The organism is Hymenobacter bucti (genome assembly GCF_042681145.1).
Classification (GTDB): domain Bacteria; phylum Bacteroidota; class Bacteroidia; order Cytophagales; family Hymenobacteraceae; genus Hymenobacter; species Hymenobacter bucti.
In genome coordinates, this window is record NZ_JBHUFD010000018.1 from 887,978 (window position 1) to 904,850 (window position 16,873).

Below are 16,873 nucleotides of genomic sequence, written 5' to 3' on the forward strand. Positions count from 1 at the left end.
AAGTCTTAAAACACGTTTGTCATGCTGAGCGCAGCGAAGCATCTCTACCGCTTCGTCAAAGTAGTCCAATGAAGCGGTAGAGATGCTTCGCTGCGCTCAGCATGACAAACGTTCTTAACTGTCAATAATAATGCAACACCTTCAGGAAGCCGTCGCCTTCATCCAAAGCCAAACCCAGCACTTTCAGCCCAGCACCGGCATTATCCTCGGCACCGGGCTAGGGGCGCTGGCGAAAGAAGTTGCTATTCAACACGAAATCAGCTACGCAGATATTCCGCATTTCCCGGTGAGTACGGTGGAAAGCCACGCCGGGCGCCTGCTCCTAGGTACGCTGAGCGGCCAGAACGTGGTGGTGATGCAAGGCCGCTTCCACTACTACGAGGGCTACTCGCTGGAGCAGGTGGTGTTTCCGGTGCGGGTAATGAAGCTACTTGGTATCAAGCAATTATTTGTGAGTAACGCGGCCGGTGGGCTCAATCCCGAGTTTCAAATCTCGGATTTGATGCTGCTCGACGACCACATCAACCTGCTGCCCGGCAACCCGCTCATCGGGCCCAACAAAGCGGAGCTCGGCCCGCGCTTCCCGGATATGTACGCCGCCTACGACCCGGCGCTGCTGGAGCGCGCCCGCGCGGCCGCCGTGGCCCTAGGCCAAAATAATACGACCCAGCGCGGCGTGTACGCGGCCGTGCCCGGCCCCATGCTCGAAACGCCGGCCGAGTACCGCTACCTGCGCACCATCGGGGCCGATGCCGTGGGCATGAGCACCGTGCCCGAAGTCATCGCGGCGCGCCACCTGGGGCTACCCGTGCTGGCGGTGTCGGTCATTACCGACCTCTGCTATCCTGGCCAGCTCAAGCCGGTGGTAATTGCCGATATTTTGGCCGCCGCGGCCGCGGCCGAGCCCCGCCTCACGGCGCTTATGAAGGCCGTGCTGGCGGCCGAATAAGCGCTTAGGGGCATATTTCGTAGGAAGCGGGGCTAGCCCCCGCCCGGCGTTGTTAAGAATACGCTTGCTTAACAACGCCGGGCGGGGGCCAGCCCGCTCCCTACAAAACAGGTGGTATGCTACTTTAAAATCAGCGTTTTCTGGTCTTTTACGAGTACCGTAAAAACGCCGATGCCGCCTTGCACCGTACTGCGGATGCCTGAGGGCTGCCCAAACGGGTTGCCGTTGGCGTTGCGGGCATCGCGGGTCGATTGGCGGAAGCTATAATAGAGCGAGTCGACGTGGTAGAGCGTGGCCGTGACGGTGTCGTTGGGGTCGAAGTTGTAGCGCGTGACCTGGGCATACGACTGGCCGTTGAAGAGGCGGTCGGTGATGTCGTTATCGCGCTCCGAGTTGTTGGCCGGCCGGCCCTTGTGCAGCATCAGGCGGTAGTAGTCAGTGGCGGCGGCGGGGTCGGTCCACTTGGTGAGGAAGTAGGCCTTGCGCTCAGCGCCGCTCAGGGTATTAAACTTGTACTTAACCGAGTCGATGGGGATGAACGTGGGCACCACGGCCGTGCCCGTGACGTGCCGCCCGCGTTGGTCCTGCACATCCAGCGCAAACTGCTGGCCCGCCCGCGCCGTAATTGGCGCCGTGCCGATGTGGGTAAAATACTTGCCCGTGGTCGGGTCCAGGCCCGGCAAAAAAATGAGGTTCATAGTGCGGCCATCGGGCAGCACTAGCTTGGCGCTCACGTCGGTAGGCAGCTGGATGCTCTGGCCGCCGGGCAGCTTCAGGATGAAAGAGCCGGCCGCGGCCGCCTGGCCATTATCCAGATAGGGCACCGACTCCGTGACGGTGAGGCGCGGCACCATTCCGTTCTCCAGGTAGCACTCGGTTACGAGCTGGTTGGCATAGTAGGGCAGCGGCACGTTAATGTCCTTCTGCAAGCTGCCACAAGCCGCTAGTCCACCTACCAAGCCAGTGGCCAAAATCGCAAAACCTACCCTCTTACTAACAAGCCTATTCATACCTAAAAATCAAAGCCAAAGCCAAAAACTAAAACCAAAACAGCCAATTCTCCCAAGAAAGAAAGAAAAAAAGCCCGCCCGCCGCAGGCGGGCGTATCCGCGCAATCAGTTAAATCCGTTAAATCTGCGGTCTAGAAGCGGAAATTGTACGTCACCGACGGAATGAACGGGAACAGCGACACCTGACGCGCCGCGTAGCCGGTTATCTGGTCGGTGGCCCGGTTGCGGAGCTGGTCGAAGTAGATGAAGTAGGCATTGCGCCGGTTGTAGGCGTTGTAGATGCTGAAGGTCAGGTCGCGGTCGCCGCCGATGCGCGAGGGGCGCAGCTTATACACCATGCCTAGGTCGAGGCGGTGGTAGGGGATGAGGCGGTACGAATTGCGGTCGGGATACACGGGCACGGCCTGGATGCCGCCCTGGTAAATATCCTGCAACGCAAACCGACCTAGGGGCAGCGTAGTGGGCGCGCCGCTCGTGTACACAAAGCTAGCGGTGAGGTTGATGCGCGCGCTGAGCTGGTGCAGCACCACGATGTTGAGGTTGTGGCGGCGGTCGTAGTTGGGGTAAAAATCCTGGCCGTTGTTGATGCCCGTGGTGCCGAGCTGGGGCGGGAAGTTGCGCTTGGTCCAGGCCAGGGTGTAGCCAATCCAGCCGGTGGTTTTACCGGTTTTCTTCTCCAAGTACAGCTCATTGCCGTAGGCCCAGCCGCGGCCGAAGAGGAACTGCGAGTCGAGGTCGTTGTTGGCAAAAATCTGGGCGCCATCCTTGAAATCAATTACGTTTTTAGCCCATTTATAATACACCTCGTTGGTGAGCAGGTACTTGCCGCCGCCGAGCAAAAAGCTCGCGCCGGTGCTCACCTGCTGCGAGCGCTCGGGCTTGACGGACAGCCGCGAGGGGTACCAGATGTCGGTGGGCAGCGAGGCGCCCGAGTTCGATACCAGGTGCGTGTACTGGTACATGAGGGCGTAGCTACCCTTGAGGGCCACCTTGTCGGAGAGCGAGTAGCGGGCCGAAGCGCGGGGCTCGAGGCCGCCGTAGGTGTTGGTGCCGCTGCTAAAGCCCGAAAGCCGCAGCCCGCCCTCTAGTTGCAGCTTGTCGCTGGCCTTGAAATTATCGGAGGCGTAGAGGCCCACTTCCTGGCCGGTGTAGTTGACGTCAGACCCGTAGTTGACGGTGTTGTCCTGCGAGCTGCGCTGCAAGCGGCCCACCCCAAACTGGTGCTCGGTGAGCAGCGCGCCCACCTTTATAGTGTGGCGCTCGTTGGGCACGTAATCGAGGTCGGCGCGCTGGGTGTAGTCCAGAATAGTGGAGCCCAGGCTGAAGCTAAACTGGTCGATGCTGTTGTTGAGGTCGTACTTGTACGACGTGACGGCGGCCGACGTATTCAGCGTGAGCCTCGGCGAAAACACGTGCTGCCAGCGCAGCACGCCGAGGGTGTTGCCCCAGGTAAAATTCGATTTAAAGCCGTTGGGCGAGGTAAAACCGAAGATATCGCGCCCGAGGTAGCCCGTCAAAAACAGCTGGTCCTTCTCGCCCAAGCTGTAGTTGGCCTTGGCATTGAAGTCATAGAAGTAGTAGTCCGGGATGGGGCTGTAGTCCTCCTTGTTTGCGTTGGCCCGGTTGAGGGCGCGGGTGAAAATGTCGAAGTACGTGCGCCGCCCGCTCACCAAAAACGAGCCTTTGCCCTTGTTAATCGGCCCCTCGAAGCTGAGGCGCGACGAAATGAGCCCGATACCGCCCGAGGTGGTGAATTTCTGGCGGTCGCCCTCGCGCAGCTTCACATCGACCACCGACGAGAGCCGCCCGCCGAACTGCGCCGGAAAGCCCGCCTTATACAAGTCCACGCTCTGCACGGCGTCGGAGTTGAACACCGAAAACAACCCGAACAAGTGGTTGGGGTTGTAGACCAGCACGTTGTCGAGCAGAATCAGGTTTTGGTCGGAGGAACCGCCGCGCACAAACAGGCCGCTGGTGCCTTCGCCGCCGCTTTGCACGCCGGGCTTGAGCTGCAAGGTTTTCAGAATGTCAACCTCGCCAAACAGCGCCGGCAGCAGCTTGGCTTCGCGCACGCTAAGGTGCTCAACGCCCATTTGGGTGCTCGTGAGCTTGTCTTTCAGCGACTGCTGGCCCTGCACCACCACTTCGCCCAGCTCGCTCTGGCTGGTGGCCAGCGTGAAGTTATAGCGCTGGTTCCGGGTCAGCTTCACGTCGGCCGTTTGGGTGGTGTAGCCCACAAACGACACCACTACTTGCTGCGGCCCGGCGGGCAGGCTCAGCTGGTAGGTGCCGTCGGTTTCGGTGGCGGTGCCCAGCCCTAGGGCCGGCACCGCCACCGTGGCGCCGGGCAGGGCCGTGCCATCGGCGGCCCGCACGATACCGCTAAGAATATGGCGTGCTTGCCCCAGGCTCAAGCCCGGTAATAACACAAGTAATAAGCTAATTAATACTCTATTGCGTAGCAAAAACTGACTCATACCGCAAAGTAACTACCGCCGGAGCGCGGTTTGTCGCCAACGCCCCGGCGTTGCGTTTAGTTTACTTGCTGGGCCGCGGTGGCTTACAAATAGGCGCCCACGCTTTGGTTGAGCTGCGCGGCGGGCACCACGCCCGCCTGCCGCCACACGGGCTGGCCTTTGTGAAACAGAATGAGCGTGGGAATGCTCTGCACCCGGAATTGCTGGGCCACGGCGGGGTTCTTATCCACGTCGATTTTGATGATGCGCAGCTTGCCTTCGTGCTGGGCCGCCACTTGTTCCAGAATGGGCGCCATCGTTTTGCAGGGGCCGCACCAGTCGGCGTAGAAATCCACGAGCACGGGCATGCCGGGGCTGTTGATGAGTTCGGAAAAAGACTTGCGAGGCATGGCGGGGGAGGAGGGAATTATGAATTAAAAATTATGAATTATGAGTTGGGCTGCGGTGGCTGGAAAGGCTGGCTTTTGCCGCGGGCACTTACTTTCGCAGTGCCCGGTGTACGTTCGCTAATAACGATAAAAGGTTGTCGTAACGTGGTGCCCGCTTCAGGTAGTAAGTGCCAGGGGGGGCTAATTCATAATTTTTAATTCATACTTCATAATTAATTCCCCCCTCACCCGTCCGCCCGCCTGGCTGCGCCCCATTTTTTCGGGCAGCGAGTGGCGGGGTGCGCCCACCGGCCCCACGGGCCGCCCGCGGCTCTACCTCACCTTCGACGATGGCCCCATCCCCGACGAAACGCCCTGGGTGCTGGAGCAGCTGGCGGCCCACCAGGCGCGGGCCACGTTTTTTTGCGTGGGCGATAACCTAGGGCGCCACCCCGCTATTGCCCGCGCCGCGCTAGCCGCCGGCCATCGCCTCGGCAACCACACCCAGCACCACCGCAGCGCCTGGAACACGCCCCGCGCCGCCTACTTGGCTGACGTAGCCGCGTGCCAGCGGGTTTTAAGTAAGGAGGTTATGGGGTTAGCAGGTAACGAGGTTAGCAGGTTATCAGGCGAAGAGGCAACTGCCGTAGTCACTCCCCCACACCCTACCAATCTCTTCCGCCCGCCCTACGGCCGCCTCACGTGGCCGGTGCTGCGGCAGCTGCGGGCCGAGTACCGCGTCATTATGTGGTCGCTGCTCACCCGCGACTACGACCGCGACCTCTCGCCCGAGCGCGCCCTGCGCCTGACCCTGGCCGCCACCCGCCCCGGCGACATCGTGGTGCTGCACGACTCGCAAAAGGCCAGTCGCTCGCTGCGCTTCTTGCTGCCCCGGCTGCTGGCGCACTACGGCGACCTAGGGTACGAATTTGCGGCGCTTTAAACTGATGATGAGTGTATTAGTATACGGCTGCACCATTTACTGCGCCCTGTGGCTGGCCTGGCTGGGGTACATCATGCGGCGGCTGGCCACGCGGGCGGGCGCCCCGGCGCCCGGGCCGCTGCCCGCCCCGCTGCCCCGCGTCAGCATCCTCATCGCGGCCCGCAACGAGGAGGCCGCCCTGCCGCGCTGCCTGGCCAGTGTGCGCGCCCTTGACTACCCCGCTCACCTGCTCGAAGTATTGGTGGGCGACGATGCCAGCACCGACCGCACCCGCGCCGTGGCCGAGGCCGCGCTGCAAGGCTTTGGGGGTACTTATCAGGTCGTTACCATCACCGCCACCCTAGGGCAGGCGCGGGGCAAGGCCAACGTGCTGGCCCACCTGGCCCACCTCGCTACCACCGACTATTTTTTGCTCACCGATGCCGACATTGCCGTGCCCGCTACCTGGGTGCCAGGCCTGCTGGCGCACGCGGCCCCGCGGGTGGGCACCGTCACGGGCCTCACGGTGGTGCAGGGCCCCGGCTTACTGGCTAAGCTGCAAGGCGTTGATTGGCTGCTGTCGCTGGCCGCCATCCAGGTCGCTACCGACAGCGGTCAGCCCATGACGGCGATGGGTAACAACATGCTCGTGACCCGCGCCGCCTACCAGGCCACCGGCGGCTACGAGGCCCTGCCCGCCACCATTGTGGAGGACTTCGCGCTGTTTGAGGCCGTGAATGCGCAGGGCTACGGCTTCCGGCAGCTGTTCGAGCCGGCCGTGCGGGCCGCGTCGCTGCCGGCCGGCGCGTGGGCGGCCTTGCTGCGGCAGCGCCTGCGCTGGCTGCGCGGGGTGGCCGCGCTGCCCGGCCGGGTGCAGGCGGGGCTGGTGCTGTTTAGCGGCTACTGGCTGGCGGCGGTGGGCCTGCTGCTGGCCGGCCGACCGAGCTGGGCCCTAGGGGTCATGGTTTTGAAAATTGGGGCCCAAGCCCTTATGTTGCGGGTGGCTACGCGCCGGGCGGGCTTGCCCATGCCGGCTGTGCCCGTGGTGGTGGGGTACGAGTTTTTTTCGGTGGCGCTTACTACGCACCTCGCGCTGCGCCGGCTATTCGGCCGCCGGGGGGTAGCGTGGAAAGGCCGTCATTATCACTAATTCAAGAGCCTTTTGCGGCCTTCTTGCGTAATCTGATTTGCTACGTCCTCTTCCATGAAAACATGACTATTCAATCCATAACCCCCGCCCAAACCTACGCGCTGCGCCACGCCGTGCTGTGGCCCGCCAAGCCGCTGGAGTACATAAAGCTGCCCGACGACAACCTAGGCCAACACTTCGGCGCCTTCGAAGGCGACCAGCTGGTGGCGGTGCTTTCGCTGTTCGTGGATGCCGACGGGGTGGCGCGCTTCCGCAAATTTGCCACCGCTGCGGCGTGGCAGGGGCAGGGCATTGGCTCGGCGCTGCTGCGGCACGCCATTGAGGCTGCCCGGGCCCAGGGCGTTCATTCGCTGTGGTGCGATGCCCGCCACAATACGCTGGCTTTTTACGCGCGCTTTGGGCTGGAGCCCGAGGGCGATATTTTCTACAAAGGCCCAATTCCCTACATGCGGGTGCGGCGCTACTTGCCCTAAGCTGGTTGTTCGGTTTTGTTATTCGCTGTTTGCTGGGCACTCGTTGCGCGCCAAATAACCGACGAATAACAAAAAGCGAACAACGCCTAACGACTATGAAGTTAATCGAAACCCACGCCCACCTCTACTCCGAGCAGTTCAAACCCGACCGCGCTGAGGCGCTGCACCGGGCCGTGGCGGCCGGCGTCGAAACTATTTTGCTGCCCAACATCGACCACACCAGTATCGACGCCATGCTGGAGCTGGAAGCGGCCTTCCCCCAAACCTGCCACGCCATGATGGGCCTGCACCCGTGCTCGGTGGGCCCCACGTTTGAGAAAGAATTGCAGCGGCTCGAAGACTGGCTCGCCCAGCGCCCCTTTGTGGCAGTGGGCGAGTGCGGCATCGATTTGTACTGGGATAAAACCTTTCTGCCGCAGCAGCAGGAAGCCCTGCGCGTGCAGCTGCGCCTAGCCAAGCAGTACGACCTGCCCATCGTGCTGCACACCCGTAGCGCCTTCGAAGAAGCCTTTGCGCTGGTGGCCGAAGCCCAGGACGGCACGCTGCGCGGCGTGTTTCACTGCTTCTCCGACGGGGTGGCCGAGGCCGAGCGCATCATTGCCCTGGGGGGATTCAAGCTGGGTATCGGCGGCGTGGCTACCTTCAAAAACGGCGGCCTCGACAAGGTGCTGCCCCACGTGGCGGTCGAGCACCTGGTACTCGAAACCGATTGCCCCTACCTCGCGCCGGTGCCCTACCGGGGCAAGCGCAACGAGCCCGCCTACCTGCCGCTGGTGCTGCACCGCTTGGCTACTTTGCTGGGGCAAGACCCCGAGGCCGTGGCCGCTGCTACCACGCGCAACGCGCAAGAACTCTTTCGCCTAGCATAGCTCAAGGCAACTGAAATAGCTGAATTTCAAGGTATTGATAATTGATTTAAGCGATTTCTTAAAATATTATAACATTGTTGCATTTATTAACTCTGTCACACTTCGCTAAGACTGCAAATAAATGAAACATAGTTGCATTTTGTATTAATGCATTGATAATTAGGTGTTTGATTTTTGGATAGGTAGCGCAGTAAGCTCTCATAGGCAAGCTGAGGTTAGTAGGCTCTTGCGACGGCTGCGCGGGTAGGAGCAGGTCGGGTAGTGGATTACCTCGGCGCTGCTCCCTTTCTTTGTGCCCATGCCCGCAACCCTTGCCGACCTGCCCCTGCTAGCCATTCCTACTGCCGCCGAGGCCACCGATGCTATGGCCCCGCGCCTGCTCATCATCTACACGGGCGGCACGGTGGGCATGGTCATCAACGAACGGCGCGAGCTGGTGCCCATGCATTTTGACAAGCTCGACCGCAAGGTGCCCGAGCTGCACCAATTGCCCTACCGGCTCGAACTGCTGGCCCTGCCGCAGCTCATCGACAGCAGCAACGTGACGCCCACCGACTGGCTGCGGCTGGCCCAACTCATTGGGCAGTACTACGCCGAGTTCGATGGCTTTGTGGTGCTGCACGGCACCGATACCATGGCCTACTCGGCGGCGGCGCTCAGCTTCCTGCTCGAGCACCTAGGCAAGCCGGTGGTGTTCACGGGGGCCCAGGTGCCGGTGGGCCGCACGCGCTCCGATGCGGCCCGCAACCTGCTCACCGCTTTGGAGATAGTCGCCGCCCGCCACCCGCGGGCCCACACCGTGCAGGTACCCGAGGTAGGGTTGTTTTTCAACGATATCCTCATCCGGGGCACGCGGGCCAAAAAGGTTGAGAGCCAGCAGTTTGCTGCGTTCAAAAGTGAAAACTACCCCCCGCTAGTCCGCGCCGGTATCAGTCTCACGTTTGCCGACAACGACATTCGCTTGCTGCCCGGCGCGCCCCTGCGGGTGCACCAGCGGCTCGAGGAAAACGTGGCAGTGCTACGCCTGTTTCCGGGCATCACGGCGGCCGTAGTAGAGGCCGTGCTGGGAGTGCCGGGCCTGCGCGGCTGCGTGCTCGAAACCTACGGCGCGGGCAACGCCCCCACGGCCCCGTGGTTTTTGGCGTGCCTGGCGCGGGCCCGCCAGCGCGGCGTTTATATTCTGAATGTCAGCCAGTGCGAGGAGGGCCGCGTGGTGCAGGGGCATTACGAAACCAGCGCCCACCTCACCGACCTAGGCGTGATTGGCGGCGATGACATCACGAGCGAAGCCGCGATTACCAAGCTCATGTTTGTGCTGGGCCTGGGGGTGAGTGAGGCCGCAACCCGCTTGCTGCTCAGCCAGGACCTGCGCGGCGAAATCACGCCGTAGTAGGGGTGGGTGAGAGGGGGAGATGGGGAGGAAGAAAAAAGAAAAACGACTTCTTTTCGACCCCACTGCTTCCTTCCCTTCTTACCTCCTCACTTTTTTGCCTATCTTTGCAGCCCCATTCAGAGAGGTGTCCGAGTGGTCGAAGGAGCACGCCTGGAAAGTGTGTATGGGCCAAAAGCTCATCGTGGGTTCGAATCCCATCCTCTCTGCTGTTAACTAAATGGCCTGCCCACAAACACTTGGTTTGCGGGCAGGCCATTTAGTTTAGCTACCAGGTAATAAAGAGGAATTGACGTGGGCAAGGCCGGATAACGGCGAGGCCCTGCGGCCGCCAAATGGGTTTTGCACGGCTGACGTGGCCAGGCGCGTGGCGAGTAGTTAGTTTGGGGCAGTTATTCTCAGTGGTCCTGCGGGGCGCTGACCCAGCGTGGTGATGCGCCGCTTTACGCGGGATGCGCCGGACCCGATGGCCTGGCGCCTATCAAACAGCACCAGATACAAGGTCGCCAGAAAGGGTACCAGGGATAAGGAAAATAGCAAGCGCAAATGCACGTATTGCGCGGCGGTTAAGTGCCAATGCTGGGCGAGTACTTTGAGAACATGGTCCATGGCTAGTGGGTGGGATACGTGAGTACTCACTCACCAACAGAAAGCGCTGAAAAAAGTTGCACTGAAGCTATACTAGCTGTCTTTTAGCTGCCAATTCTACTGGCGTCCTGAACGGACTCGTCGGGGTTCCCCCACGGCTTCTGTTAGCCATTTGCCACCCGCGCTTTTGCAATCGTGCCTTATTCTGCCCGCTGGCTATCAAAGCCCGGTCTACTGCACTATTTCCGCTGGCCGCGTGGCCAGGTGAGTACCTGTTTTATGCCCGCGCGGCGGCTATGCAGAACATGATTGGTCTATTCGGCCGGGTAAAACCCACGCCGCAAGGTTAGCCAGGTTGCCAGGTAAAGCATCGACAGGAAACCATAAGCCACTAACGTCCAAACCGGAAGCAAATGGTAAACCGCGAGCCCGCCGCCTAGCCAAAGCAAGGCCAATAAAAAAACGATTTTCATGGTAATCACTTAGGGTGGGAATTGAGAGAAGCTCCTGCCTCGCGGCGGGAATGTGCTCAAAGGACGCCCCCTAGGTGTGGTTTAAAAAGGACAATTAACCCAATTTCAGGACATGCATTTATGCCGGGTATTGCTTACTCTACTTTACCAATCATATTTATAAGTAGCTGTTAAAAAGCAGTATAGTATATGAAAACTAGCTAGCTTACGCTGGTAAAAAGATAAAATAAAATTGATTTTATGACAGTGAATAAGTAACGTTCCGGGCTCTCTGCAGCAAAATTTAGCGTGGGCGCTTGCGGAAAAAGGCGGTGGCCAACCAGACTAAGCACGGGCACCGGCGCTCGGATGCGAGGCCGCGACGCCCGCTTTTGCCCGCGCTAACGCAGCGCATTCGCTGGCCGCAAACGCGGGTACAGCACCTCTAGGCGCTTCCCCTTACTCTGGGTTGGCAGCCACCTTCCTAGTCGCCTTGGACTTACCTACTCGGGTAAGGGGCCGCTAGGGCTTGCTTTTAAGCTAGCAAATTACTTAGGTAGCGTGCGTGCAGGGCCTGCGCCAGTACCTGGTGAGGGGGGTGCTCGCTGGTCAAAAGGTCGGCGTACACAAGTAGGGGCGGTACGCAGCGCGGGTCGGTGGGGGCAAAGCAAGTGGCCGGCGCGAAGGCATTCAGAATCTCGATGGCCCCCTTGGGGCTGGGCACTAGGTCGAGCTGCTGCACCAGCTGCGGGCGGGGCAGCTGGCTGTAGAGCGTGAGGCTGGTGGGCGGCGCGGGGCAGCCGAGCAGCAGGTGCGCCGCGGCCTCGCCGCTCCAGAGGCACTCGGCGGGCAGGCCGCGCTGCGCCCAATCGGCCACCGGGGTAGGGCAGCGCGAGCGGTAGCGCTGGCCATTGAGCCGGCGGCGCAGCGTGCTGGCATAGTGGGCTAGCCAGTACCGGGCCGGCGCTGGCAGCAGCAGCGGACTGACGCCTAGGGGCGCCTCGGGGTGCCAAAAACCCTGCGCGGCCAGGCTGCGCAGCAGCTGGCGCACCACCGCCACCGGCAGCTGCGTGCTGGCCGCCAGCCTCGGGATGGCGGAAGCTGCCAGGGCCGGCGTAAGCACCAGCTGAAACAACAAGCGCAGCAATTGCACGTGCCAGGCCGGGCTCGATACCGCCAGGGCGGGCTCGCTGGCGGGCGCGCCCGCCAGCAGCTCCAGGTGCTGGAGCCAGGCATTGCCCGCCGCATCGGCGTAGCTGGTGCCCCGAGCCCGCAGCTGCGCCCCCAGGGCCTGCGGCACGTGGTCGTACACCAGCAACGGGGGGTAGTCGGCGGCGGGTGGGCTGGGCGGCACTGGTCCAGGCCCCGCCGGCGTGGCCAGCAGGCGCACGGCGGCCCCAATCTGCCACACCTGGGCCTCGGGCTGGCTGGCCGCCCACGCCCGCACCGGCAGCGCCAGGCGGCGCTGCAAGCACTGGCGCACCTGCTCCAGCAAGCCGTGGGTAGAAGAAAAAGGTAACGTAGCCAACAGGATAGAGGAAAATGATAACAGCTTAGTATCCGGGTTTGCGTTGCCTAGGGCGGCTGGCGGCGGGGCCGCCAGCCGCTAGCGACCTCGCCGAATACAAAAAGCCAGGGCCGCACGGCAGCCCTGGCTTTGGTACCGCATGGGGGCTAGGCAGCCCGCTGAGGTCAGAAAGAGAAACCTAGTAGTCCGTGTTCTGCGGGTCGAAATTGGTCCAGCCGGCCAGCCAATTGCTGGCGGTGGTGTTAGCAGGGTCGAAGGCCCCGATGTAGGTCACGGGCGTGAAGAAGCTGTCGGTGAGCTTGCTGTCGGCGAAGCTGGCGGGGGCAGCGCTCACGATAGGCGACGCCGTGCGGGGCACGAAGCTCGGCGACGTGAGGCTGAAGGGGTTCAGCAGCTGCACGTTGTCGGCGGTGGCGTAGCGGCGGTTGGCGTTGGCGCTAGCCTTAAACCAGGTGAGCGGACCCACCGCGGTGCCCCAGGCGGCCGAGTCGCTGCTCATTGTGTTGTTAGGGGTTAGGTTACTGGTGCCCAGGCCGGGGCCAATGTATAGAATATTGCGCTGCCCGGCCGTCGCGTTTGAGTTGGTGAGGGCGCCGGCGATGATGTTATTCTTAAACCGCGTGTCGCCAGCAGCAATGGTGGCCGCCGTAACGCCGCCATCGATGAGAATGTTGGTAGGGTAGCCGATTACCACCGAGTTCATTAGACTCTGGGCCGAGTTAGCGCGCAGGTGTACGCCAGCAGTGTATTGTGGACTGTAAACCGCCGCGCTAGGGTTTAGGATGGGGCCAATGGCCGTGACGTTGGAAAATACGGCCGAGGTCCGGGGAGCGTTGGTCGAGCCACCGCTGTCGTTGTTCGACTCAAACGCCTTGGAGCCTGATTGGTCGGCTTGCAAGGGGTCGCGCAGCGACACCGCAAACTGCACCTTACCCGAGAACCCTAGGTCGGTATCAAAGTCATCGTCGAAGGTGCGGTGGGTTACTAAGTACTTGGCATTCACAGTGCCGCCAAACCATTCGATGGCATCGTCGCCCGAGTACGATACTTGCACGTGGTCAATGGTGGTGCCGCTGCCCACACCGGATAGGGTCAGGCCGTTTACCTCATTATTAGGGGAGAACGCTACGCCCCCAAACTCGATGCGCACGTACTGAAATACCCCCGAATTATCGGTTGCATTGGTGCCACCGTATTTAGTGGATGGGCCACCCTCAATCTGGGGTAGCACCCCATTTACAATAGAGTTGACCGGTGCGCTACCGGCAATAATCACGCCGCCCCAATCGCCGTAGTTGCGCGAGCCCTTGGGCTGGCTGGAGGTGAAGATAATAGGCCGGGTTGCCGTGCCCATCGCCATAATTTTGGCGCCAGGCTCGATGATGAGGGCGCCCTTCGTGTCCTTATCGCCAAAGATGACGGTACCCGCCTCGATGGTGAGCGTGGCGCCGCTGCGCACGTACACGTAGCTCTTAAGCAGGTACTTGTTGCTGGCCGTCCAGGTGGTATTGGTGGTAATGCCCGAAGTGGCATCGTTGCCGCCCTGTACCGTCACGGTCGGGGCCGTGGTAGTCGGGTTGGTGGGCGTCGTAGGGTTGCCGCTGCCCACTACGTTGGGCGCCGGGGTGATGTCTTTCGTTTCGCAAGCGGCCAAGCCGAGCAGCGTGGCCAGCATGGCGACGGAAAGGGTGTTCTTTTTCATACTGAAAAAAGAAAAATTCGGTTGATAAAGTAGAGGGGAAGGAGGTAGTAGGGTGGGTGAGGACGGGCGGTGAGGAACGTAGCGGCGGCTAGCCAGGAGCGGTTAGCGCCGCGGTTTCTGGCGGCCTTCCGTTCCGGCTTGCACCGGCGCCAGAGCACCTAGGGTACCGGGGTGGCCGGGCGGGGCGCCAGGCTAAAGCGCAGGCCCACTGTGTAGTAGGTGCCGCGGCGGTAGCCCGCCAGCGAGGGGTCGCCGGCCGTGTACTTGCCATCGCGGGCGTAGTCCTGCACCAGGTTCACGCGCTGGTTCAGCAGGTCCTGCACGCCAGCGTTCAGCGAGAGGTTGTGCGAAATCGTCTTGGTCAGCGACAGGTCGATGGTGTGGCGCGGCATCTCCACCACGTCGGGGTACTGGTCGGAGCCTGCGAACAGAATGCGTGGCCCAAACACGTTGTAGAGCGCCGTTACCTGCCACGCGTTGTCGGGGGTGTTGAAGTACAGGCCACCGTTGAACACGTAGGGCGACTGGCCCTGCAGGGCGCGCTTGCTGTTCCAGGCCACGATGCCGTCACCTAGGGTTACCTGGCTCTTGATGAGCGAGGCGTTGAACACCAGCGACAGGTTTTTGAAGGCCTCGCCGGCAAAGCCCAGGTTCTTCTTGAGGTCCAGCTCCACCCCGTAGGCGTAGGCACTCGGCGCGTTGGCGAAGGTGTAGGCCAGGTTGGTGGTCAGCACCACCACGTTCTCGATGGGGTTCGTGAAGTTTTTATAGAACGCCCCCACATGCACCAGGTCGCCGGGCGTGGGGTACCATTCGTAGCGCAGGTCGAAGTTATCGATGGTGGCGACCTTCAGCGGGTTAGTGGGGTTGAGGTACAACGAGCCGTAGTTCAGCACGTTGAAGTCAAAGTCGTAGTAGAAGAACGGCGCCGCCTCGCGAAACTCGGGCCGGTTGAGGCTGCGGCCGTAAGAAGCGCGCAGTAGGCTGGTGGCGTTGAAGTTGTAGCTCAGGTTGGCCGAGGGCAGCACGAAGTTGGTCGGCGTATTCTGGCTCACCGGCTGGCCATTGAGGCCGGTTTCGATGAATTGCAGGTTGTGCTCGTAGCGGGCGCCGGTCACTAGCTTCAGCTTGTCGGTGAAGGGAATATTCAGCGACAGGTAGAAAGCACCCAGCTCGTTGCGCGCCCCGTAGCGGTAGGTCGAGTTCAGGTCCTCATCGACCCGGAAGCCGTCGGAGCCGATATTTTGGGGCGAGAAGATGTTGCCCACGTTCTCGTTGCGCAGCCCGGCCAGCCCGCCGGCGTTCAGCGAGTAGCCAAAGGCGCGGGCAGCAAAGGCGCGGCGGCGGTACTCTAGGTAGGTGCCGGCCCCGATTTCGACCTTGCGGTCGGCCACGTCCACGGTGCGCTTCAGGTTGGCGTTCAGCGTGAAGCTGTGCTCGCTCAGCTTCTGGTACAGGCGCCCGGCGTTGTTGACATCGACCTGGCCGGTGGCGGGCGTCAGCACGGTCTGGGTTTCGGGCACGTTGTCGGTGCCGGGCGTAATCTGGTACGACACGCGCCGCAAATCGGGCTCGTTACGAGCCGAGTAGCCGTAGCCACCCACCCAGTCGAAGCTGGTTTTCTCGTCGGCTGCCTTGTGCGAGCCGGCCAGCTGGCCGGTGTAGGTGGTGCGGCCTTGGTAGCCTTGCAGGTAGCTGCGGCGGTTGATGACGCCGTTGTCGTCGGCGCCGTCGCGGGTCACCTGCTGGTTGCGGGCCTGCTGGCTAAAGAGGTTGCGGAACTCCAGGCGCCCGCCGTGGGGCAGCACCAGGCTAAAATTCTGGATGGCCCCTAGGCGAATATTCTGCGTCGATTGGTCGTCGCGGAACTGGTCGGTGCGCGCGCCCGTCACGTCAAACTGGTTGCGGTTGACGTTGAAGTGCGTGTACGTGTTGGTATAGTTCACCGACGACACGCTACCAATTTCTAGTCCGGCCAGCTTTATCTGGGTCAGATACGCCGCGTTGAAGCGCATATCCGGCATGGCCTTGGTCTTGAAAATTCCGAAGTTGTTGTCGAGCTGCTTGGCGTAGAAATCGCGCTCGTACTGCTGGTAGGCGGTGCTCAGGGGCGGCATGCCATTGGGCAGGTCGCGCTTGGTGGCCCCGAAGCCGAGGGCGTCGCCCGTCTGGGGCCGGTCGGTGTAGAAATCGCGCCCCGTGGTACCCTGCCGGTAGCCCGACGAGTAGTTGACCGTGAACTGCTTTTCGTTGAAAACCGGCTTGCGCAGGTACACTTTTACCAGGCCGCCGGCAAAGTCGCCGGGCAGCTCGGGCGAGGGGTCTTTGAATACTAGCACCCGGTCGATGAGCGAGCTCGGCACGATGTCGAACGAAAACGACTTGCGGTCCGTCTCCGAGCTAGGCGCCGTCACGTCGTTGAGCCACACCGTATTATAGCGGTCGCTCAGGCCCCGCACCTGGATAAAGCGGTTGTCCACAATCGTGACGCCCGGAATGCGGCGCACTACCTCGGCCGCGTCGCGGTCCTGGGTTTTCACAATCTGCTCCGACGAAATGCCGCTGACCACCACGTTGGCCTGCCGGATTTCGTTAATCACCGACACCTCCGTGTTGGTGCGGCGCACGCCGCTCACGGTTACTTCGCCGAGCTGGGTGTTGTCGGGGGCAAGCTGGCCGTTGAGCACTGTCGTTTTGCCGGCCGTCACCACCACCTTGGGCAGGGTCAGCGACTTGTACGACACCGACGAGATGATGACCGTGTAGGTGCCGGCCGGCACGTTGGTCAGCAGGTAGTGGCCCTTTTCGTCGGTGGGCGCTGCCAGGGTGGTGTTTTCTAGGCGCACCGTGCCGCCGATGATGGCCTCCTGGTTTTTGGCGTCCTTATAGGTGCCTTCGAGGCGGCCCGTGGTTTGCGCCAGCACGAGGCCGGCGGGCGTCACGCAGAGGAACACAAACAGGATTTTGGTAGCAGTATTTTGCATAACGGGTACAA

General features: G+C 61.7%; 12 protein-coding genes and 1 tRNA gene. 7 read left to right on the top strand and 6 right to left on the bottom strand.

All coding sequences use genetic code 11. The features are described from left to right. Window positions 1-130: 130 nt before the first annotated feature. Entirely contained in the window at window positions 131-949 is an 819-nt protein-coding gene (locus ACFSDX_RS22720) for a purine-nucleoside phosphorylase (protein ID WP_382317796.1), read from the top strand. A gap of 119 nt (window positions 950-1,068) precedes the next feature. Here the strand turns inward: ACFSDX_RS22720 and ACFSDX_RS22725 are convergent, their stop codons facing one another. The 3 genes from ACFSDX_RS22725 to trxA all read right to left on the bottom strand — a co-directional run bounded on the left by ACFSDX_RS22725 (window position 1,069) and on the right by trxA (window position 4,825). Then, entirely contained in the window at window positions 1,069-1,878 is an 810-nt protein-coding gene (locus ACFSDX_RS22725; RefSeq protein ID WP_382317798.1) for a DUF4249 domain-containing protein, read from the bottom strand. Window positions 1,879-2,090: 212 nt separating this feature from the next. Then, on the bottom strand, window positions 2,091-4,388 hold the full coding sequence (locus tag ACFSDX_RS22730) for a TonB-dependent receptor (protein WP_382317800.1): 2,298 nt from the start codon (window positions 4,386-4,388) through the stop codon (window positions 2,091-2,093). A 131-nt stretch (window positions 4,389-4,519) separates the two neighbouring features. Beyond that, on the bottom strand, window positions 4,520-4,825 hold the full coding sequence (gene trxA / locus ACFSDX_RS22735; protein ID WP_382317802.1) for a thioredoxin: 306 nt from the start codon (window positions 4,823-4,825) through the stop codon (window positions 4,520-4,522). 253 nt (window positions 4,826-5,078) lie between these two features. Between trxA and ACFSDX_RS22740 the strand changes: the two genes are divergently transcribed. The 6 genes from ACFSDX_RS22740 to ACFSDX_RS22765 all read left to right on the top strand — a co-directional run bounded on the left by ACFSDX_RS22740 (window position 5,079) and on the right by ACFSDX_RS22765 (window position 9,817). Beyond that, window positions 5,079-5,747, top strand: a complete 669-nt coding sequence (locus tag ACFSDX_RS22740) for a polysaccharide deacetylase family protein (protein WP_382318223.1) — start codon at window positions 5,079-5,081, stop codon at window positions 5,745-5,747. 4 nt (window positions 5,748-5,751) lie between these two features. Further along, a complete protein-coding gene (locus ACFSDX_RS22745; RefSeq protein ID WP_382317804.1) occupies window positions 5,752-6,876 on the top strand; it encodes a glycosyltransferase family 2 protein in 1,125 nt (374 codons plus the stop codon). A 62-nt stretch (window positions 6,877-6,938) separates the two neighbouring features. Then, window positions 6,939-7,349 carry a GNAT family N-acetyltransferase gene (locus ACFSDX_RS22750; protein ID WP_382317806.1) on the top strand — a complete coding sequence of 137 codons (411 nt, stop codon included), beginning with the start codon at window positions 6,939-6,941 and terminating at the stop codon, window positions 7,347-7,349. Window positions 7,350-7,444: 95 nt separating this feature from the next. Further along, complete coding sequence (locus tag ACFSDX_RS22755) at window positions 7,445-8,218, top strand: TatD family hydrolase (RefSeq protein WP_382317808.1); 774 nt, start codon at window positions 7,445-7,447, stop codon at window positions 8,216-8,218. A gap of 298 nt (window positions 8,219-8,516) precedes the next feature. After that, a complete protein-coding gene (locus ACFSDX_RS22760) occupies window positions 8,517-9,608 on the top strand; it encodes an asparaginase (protein ID WP_382317810.1) in 1,092 nt (363 codons plus the stop codon). A gap of 121 nt (window positions 9,609-9,729) precedes the next feature. Further along, window positions 9,730-9,817, top strand: a tRNA-Ser gene (locus tag ACFSDX_RS22765). A gap of 1,366 nt (window positions 9,818-11,183) precedes the next feature. On the opposite strand, the gene ACFSDX_RS22770 is transcribed toward ACFSDX_RS22765, so the two are convergent. From ACFSDX_RS22770 to ACFSDX_RS22780, 3 genes are all read right to left on the bottom strand, one after another. Next, window positions 11,184-12,176, bottom strand: coding sequence for a type IV toxin-antitoxin system AbiEi family antitoxin (locus ACFSDX_RS22770; RefSeq protein ID WP_382317812.1), 993 nt, complete (start codon window positions 12,174-12,176; stop codon window positions 11,184-11,186). 178 nt (window positions 12,177-12,354) lie between these two features. Further along, on the bottom strand, window positions 12,355-13,878 hold the full coding sequence (locus ACFSDX_RS22775; RefSeq protein WP_382317814.1) for a T9SS C-terminal target domain-containing protein: 1,524 nt from the start codon (window positions 13,876-13,878) through the stop codon (window positions 12,355-12,357). Window positions 13,879-14,036: 158 nt separating this feature from the next. Beyond that, window positions 14,037-16,862 (bottom strand): TonB-dependent receptor, encoded by a 2,826-nt coding sequence (locus ACFSDX_RS22780; RefSeq protein ID WP_382317816.1) that lies wholly within the window; start codon window positions 16,860-16,862, stop codon window positions 14,037-14,039. Window positions 16,863-16,873 lie beyond the last annotated feature (11 nt).

What these genes read in the sequence shown, in the direction of transcription:
- ACFSDX_RS22720 (WP_382317796.1), top strand. Translation starts at nt 131, where the DNA reads ATGCAACACCTTCAGGAAGCCGTCGCCTTCATCCAAAGCCAAACCCAG.
- trxA (WP_382317802.1), bottom strand. Translation starts at nt 4,825, where the DNA reads ATGCCTCGCAAGTCTTTTTCCGAACTCATCAACAGCCCCGGCATGCCC.
- ACFSDX_RS22745 (WP_382317804.1), top strand. Translation starts at nt 5,752, where the DNA reads ATGATGAGTGTATTAGTATACGGCTGCACCATTTACTGCGCCCTGTGG.
- ACFSDX_RS22750 (WP_382317806.1), top strand. Translation starts at nt 6,939, where the DNA reads ATGACTATTCAATCCATAACCCCCGCCCAAACCTACGCGCTGCGCCAC.
- ACFSDX_RS22755 (WP_382317808.1), top strand. Translation starts at nt 7,445, where the DNA reads ATGAAGTTAATCGAAACCCACGCCCACCTCTACTCCGAGCAGTTCAAA.
- ACFSDX_RS22760 (WP_382317810.1), top strand. Translation starts at nt 8,517, where the DNA reads ATGCCCGCAACCCTTGCCGACCTGCCCCTGCTAGCCATTCCTACTGCC.
- ACFSDX_RS22775 (WP_382317814.1), bottom strand. Translation starts at nt 13,878, where the DNA reads ATGAAAAAGAACACCCTTTCCGTCGCCATGCTGGCCACGCTGCTCGGC.
- ACFSDX_RS22780 (WP_382317816.1), bottom strand. Translation starts at nt 16,862, where the DNA reads ATGCAAAATACTGCTACCAAAATCCTGTTTGTGTTCCTCTGCGTGACG.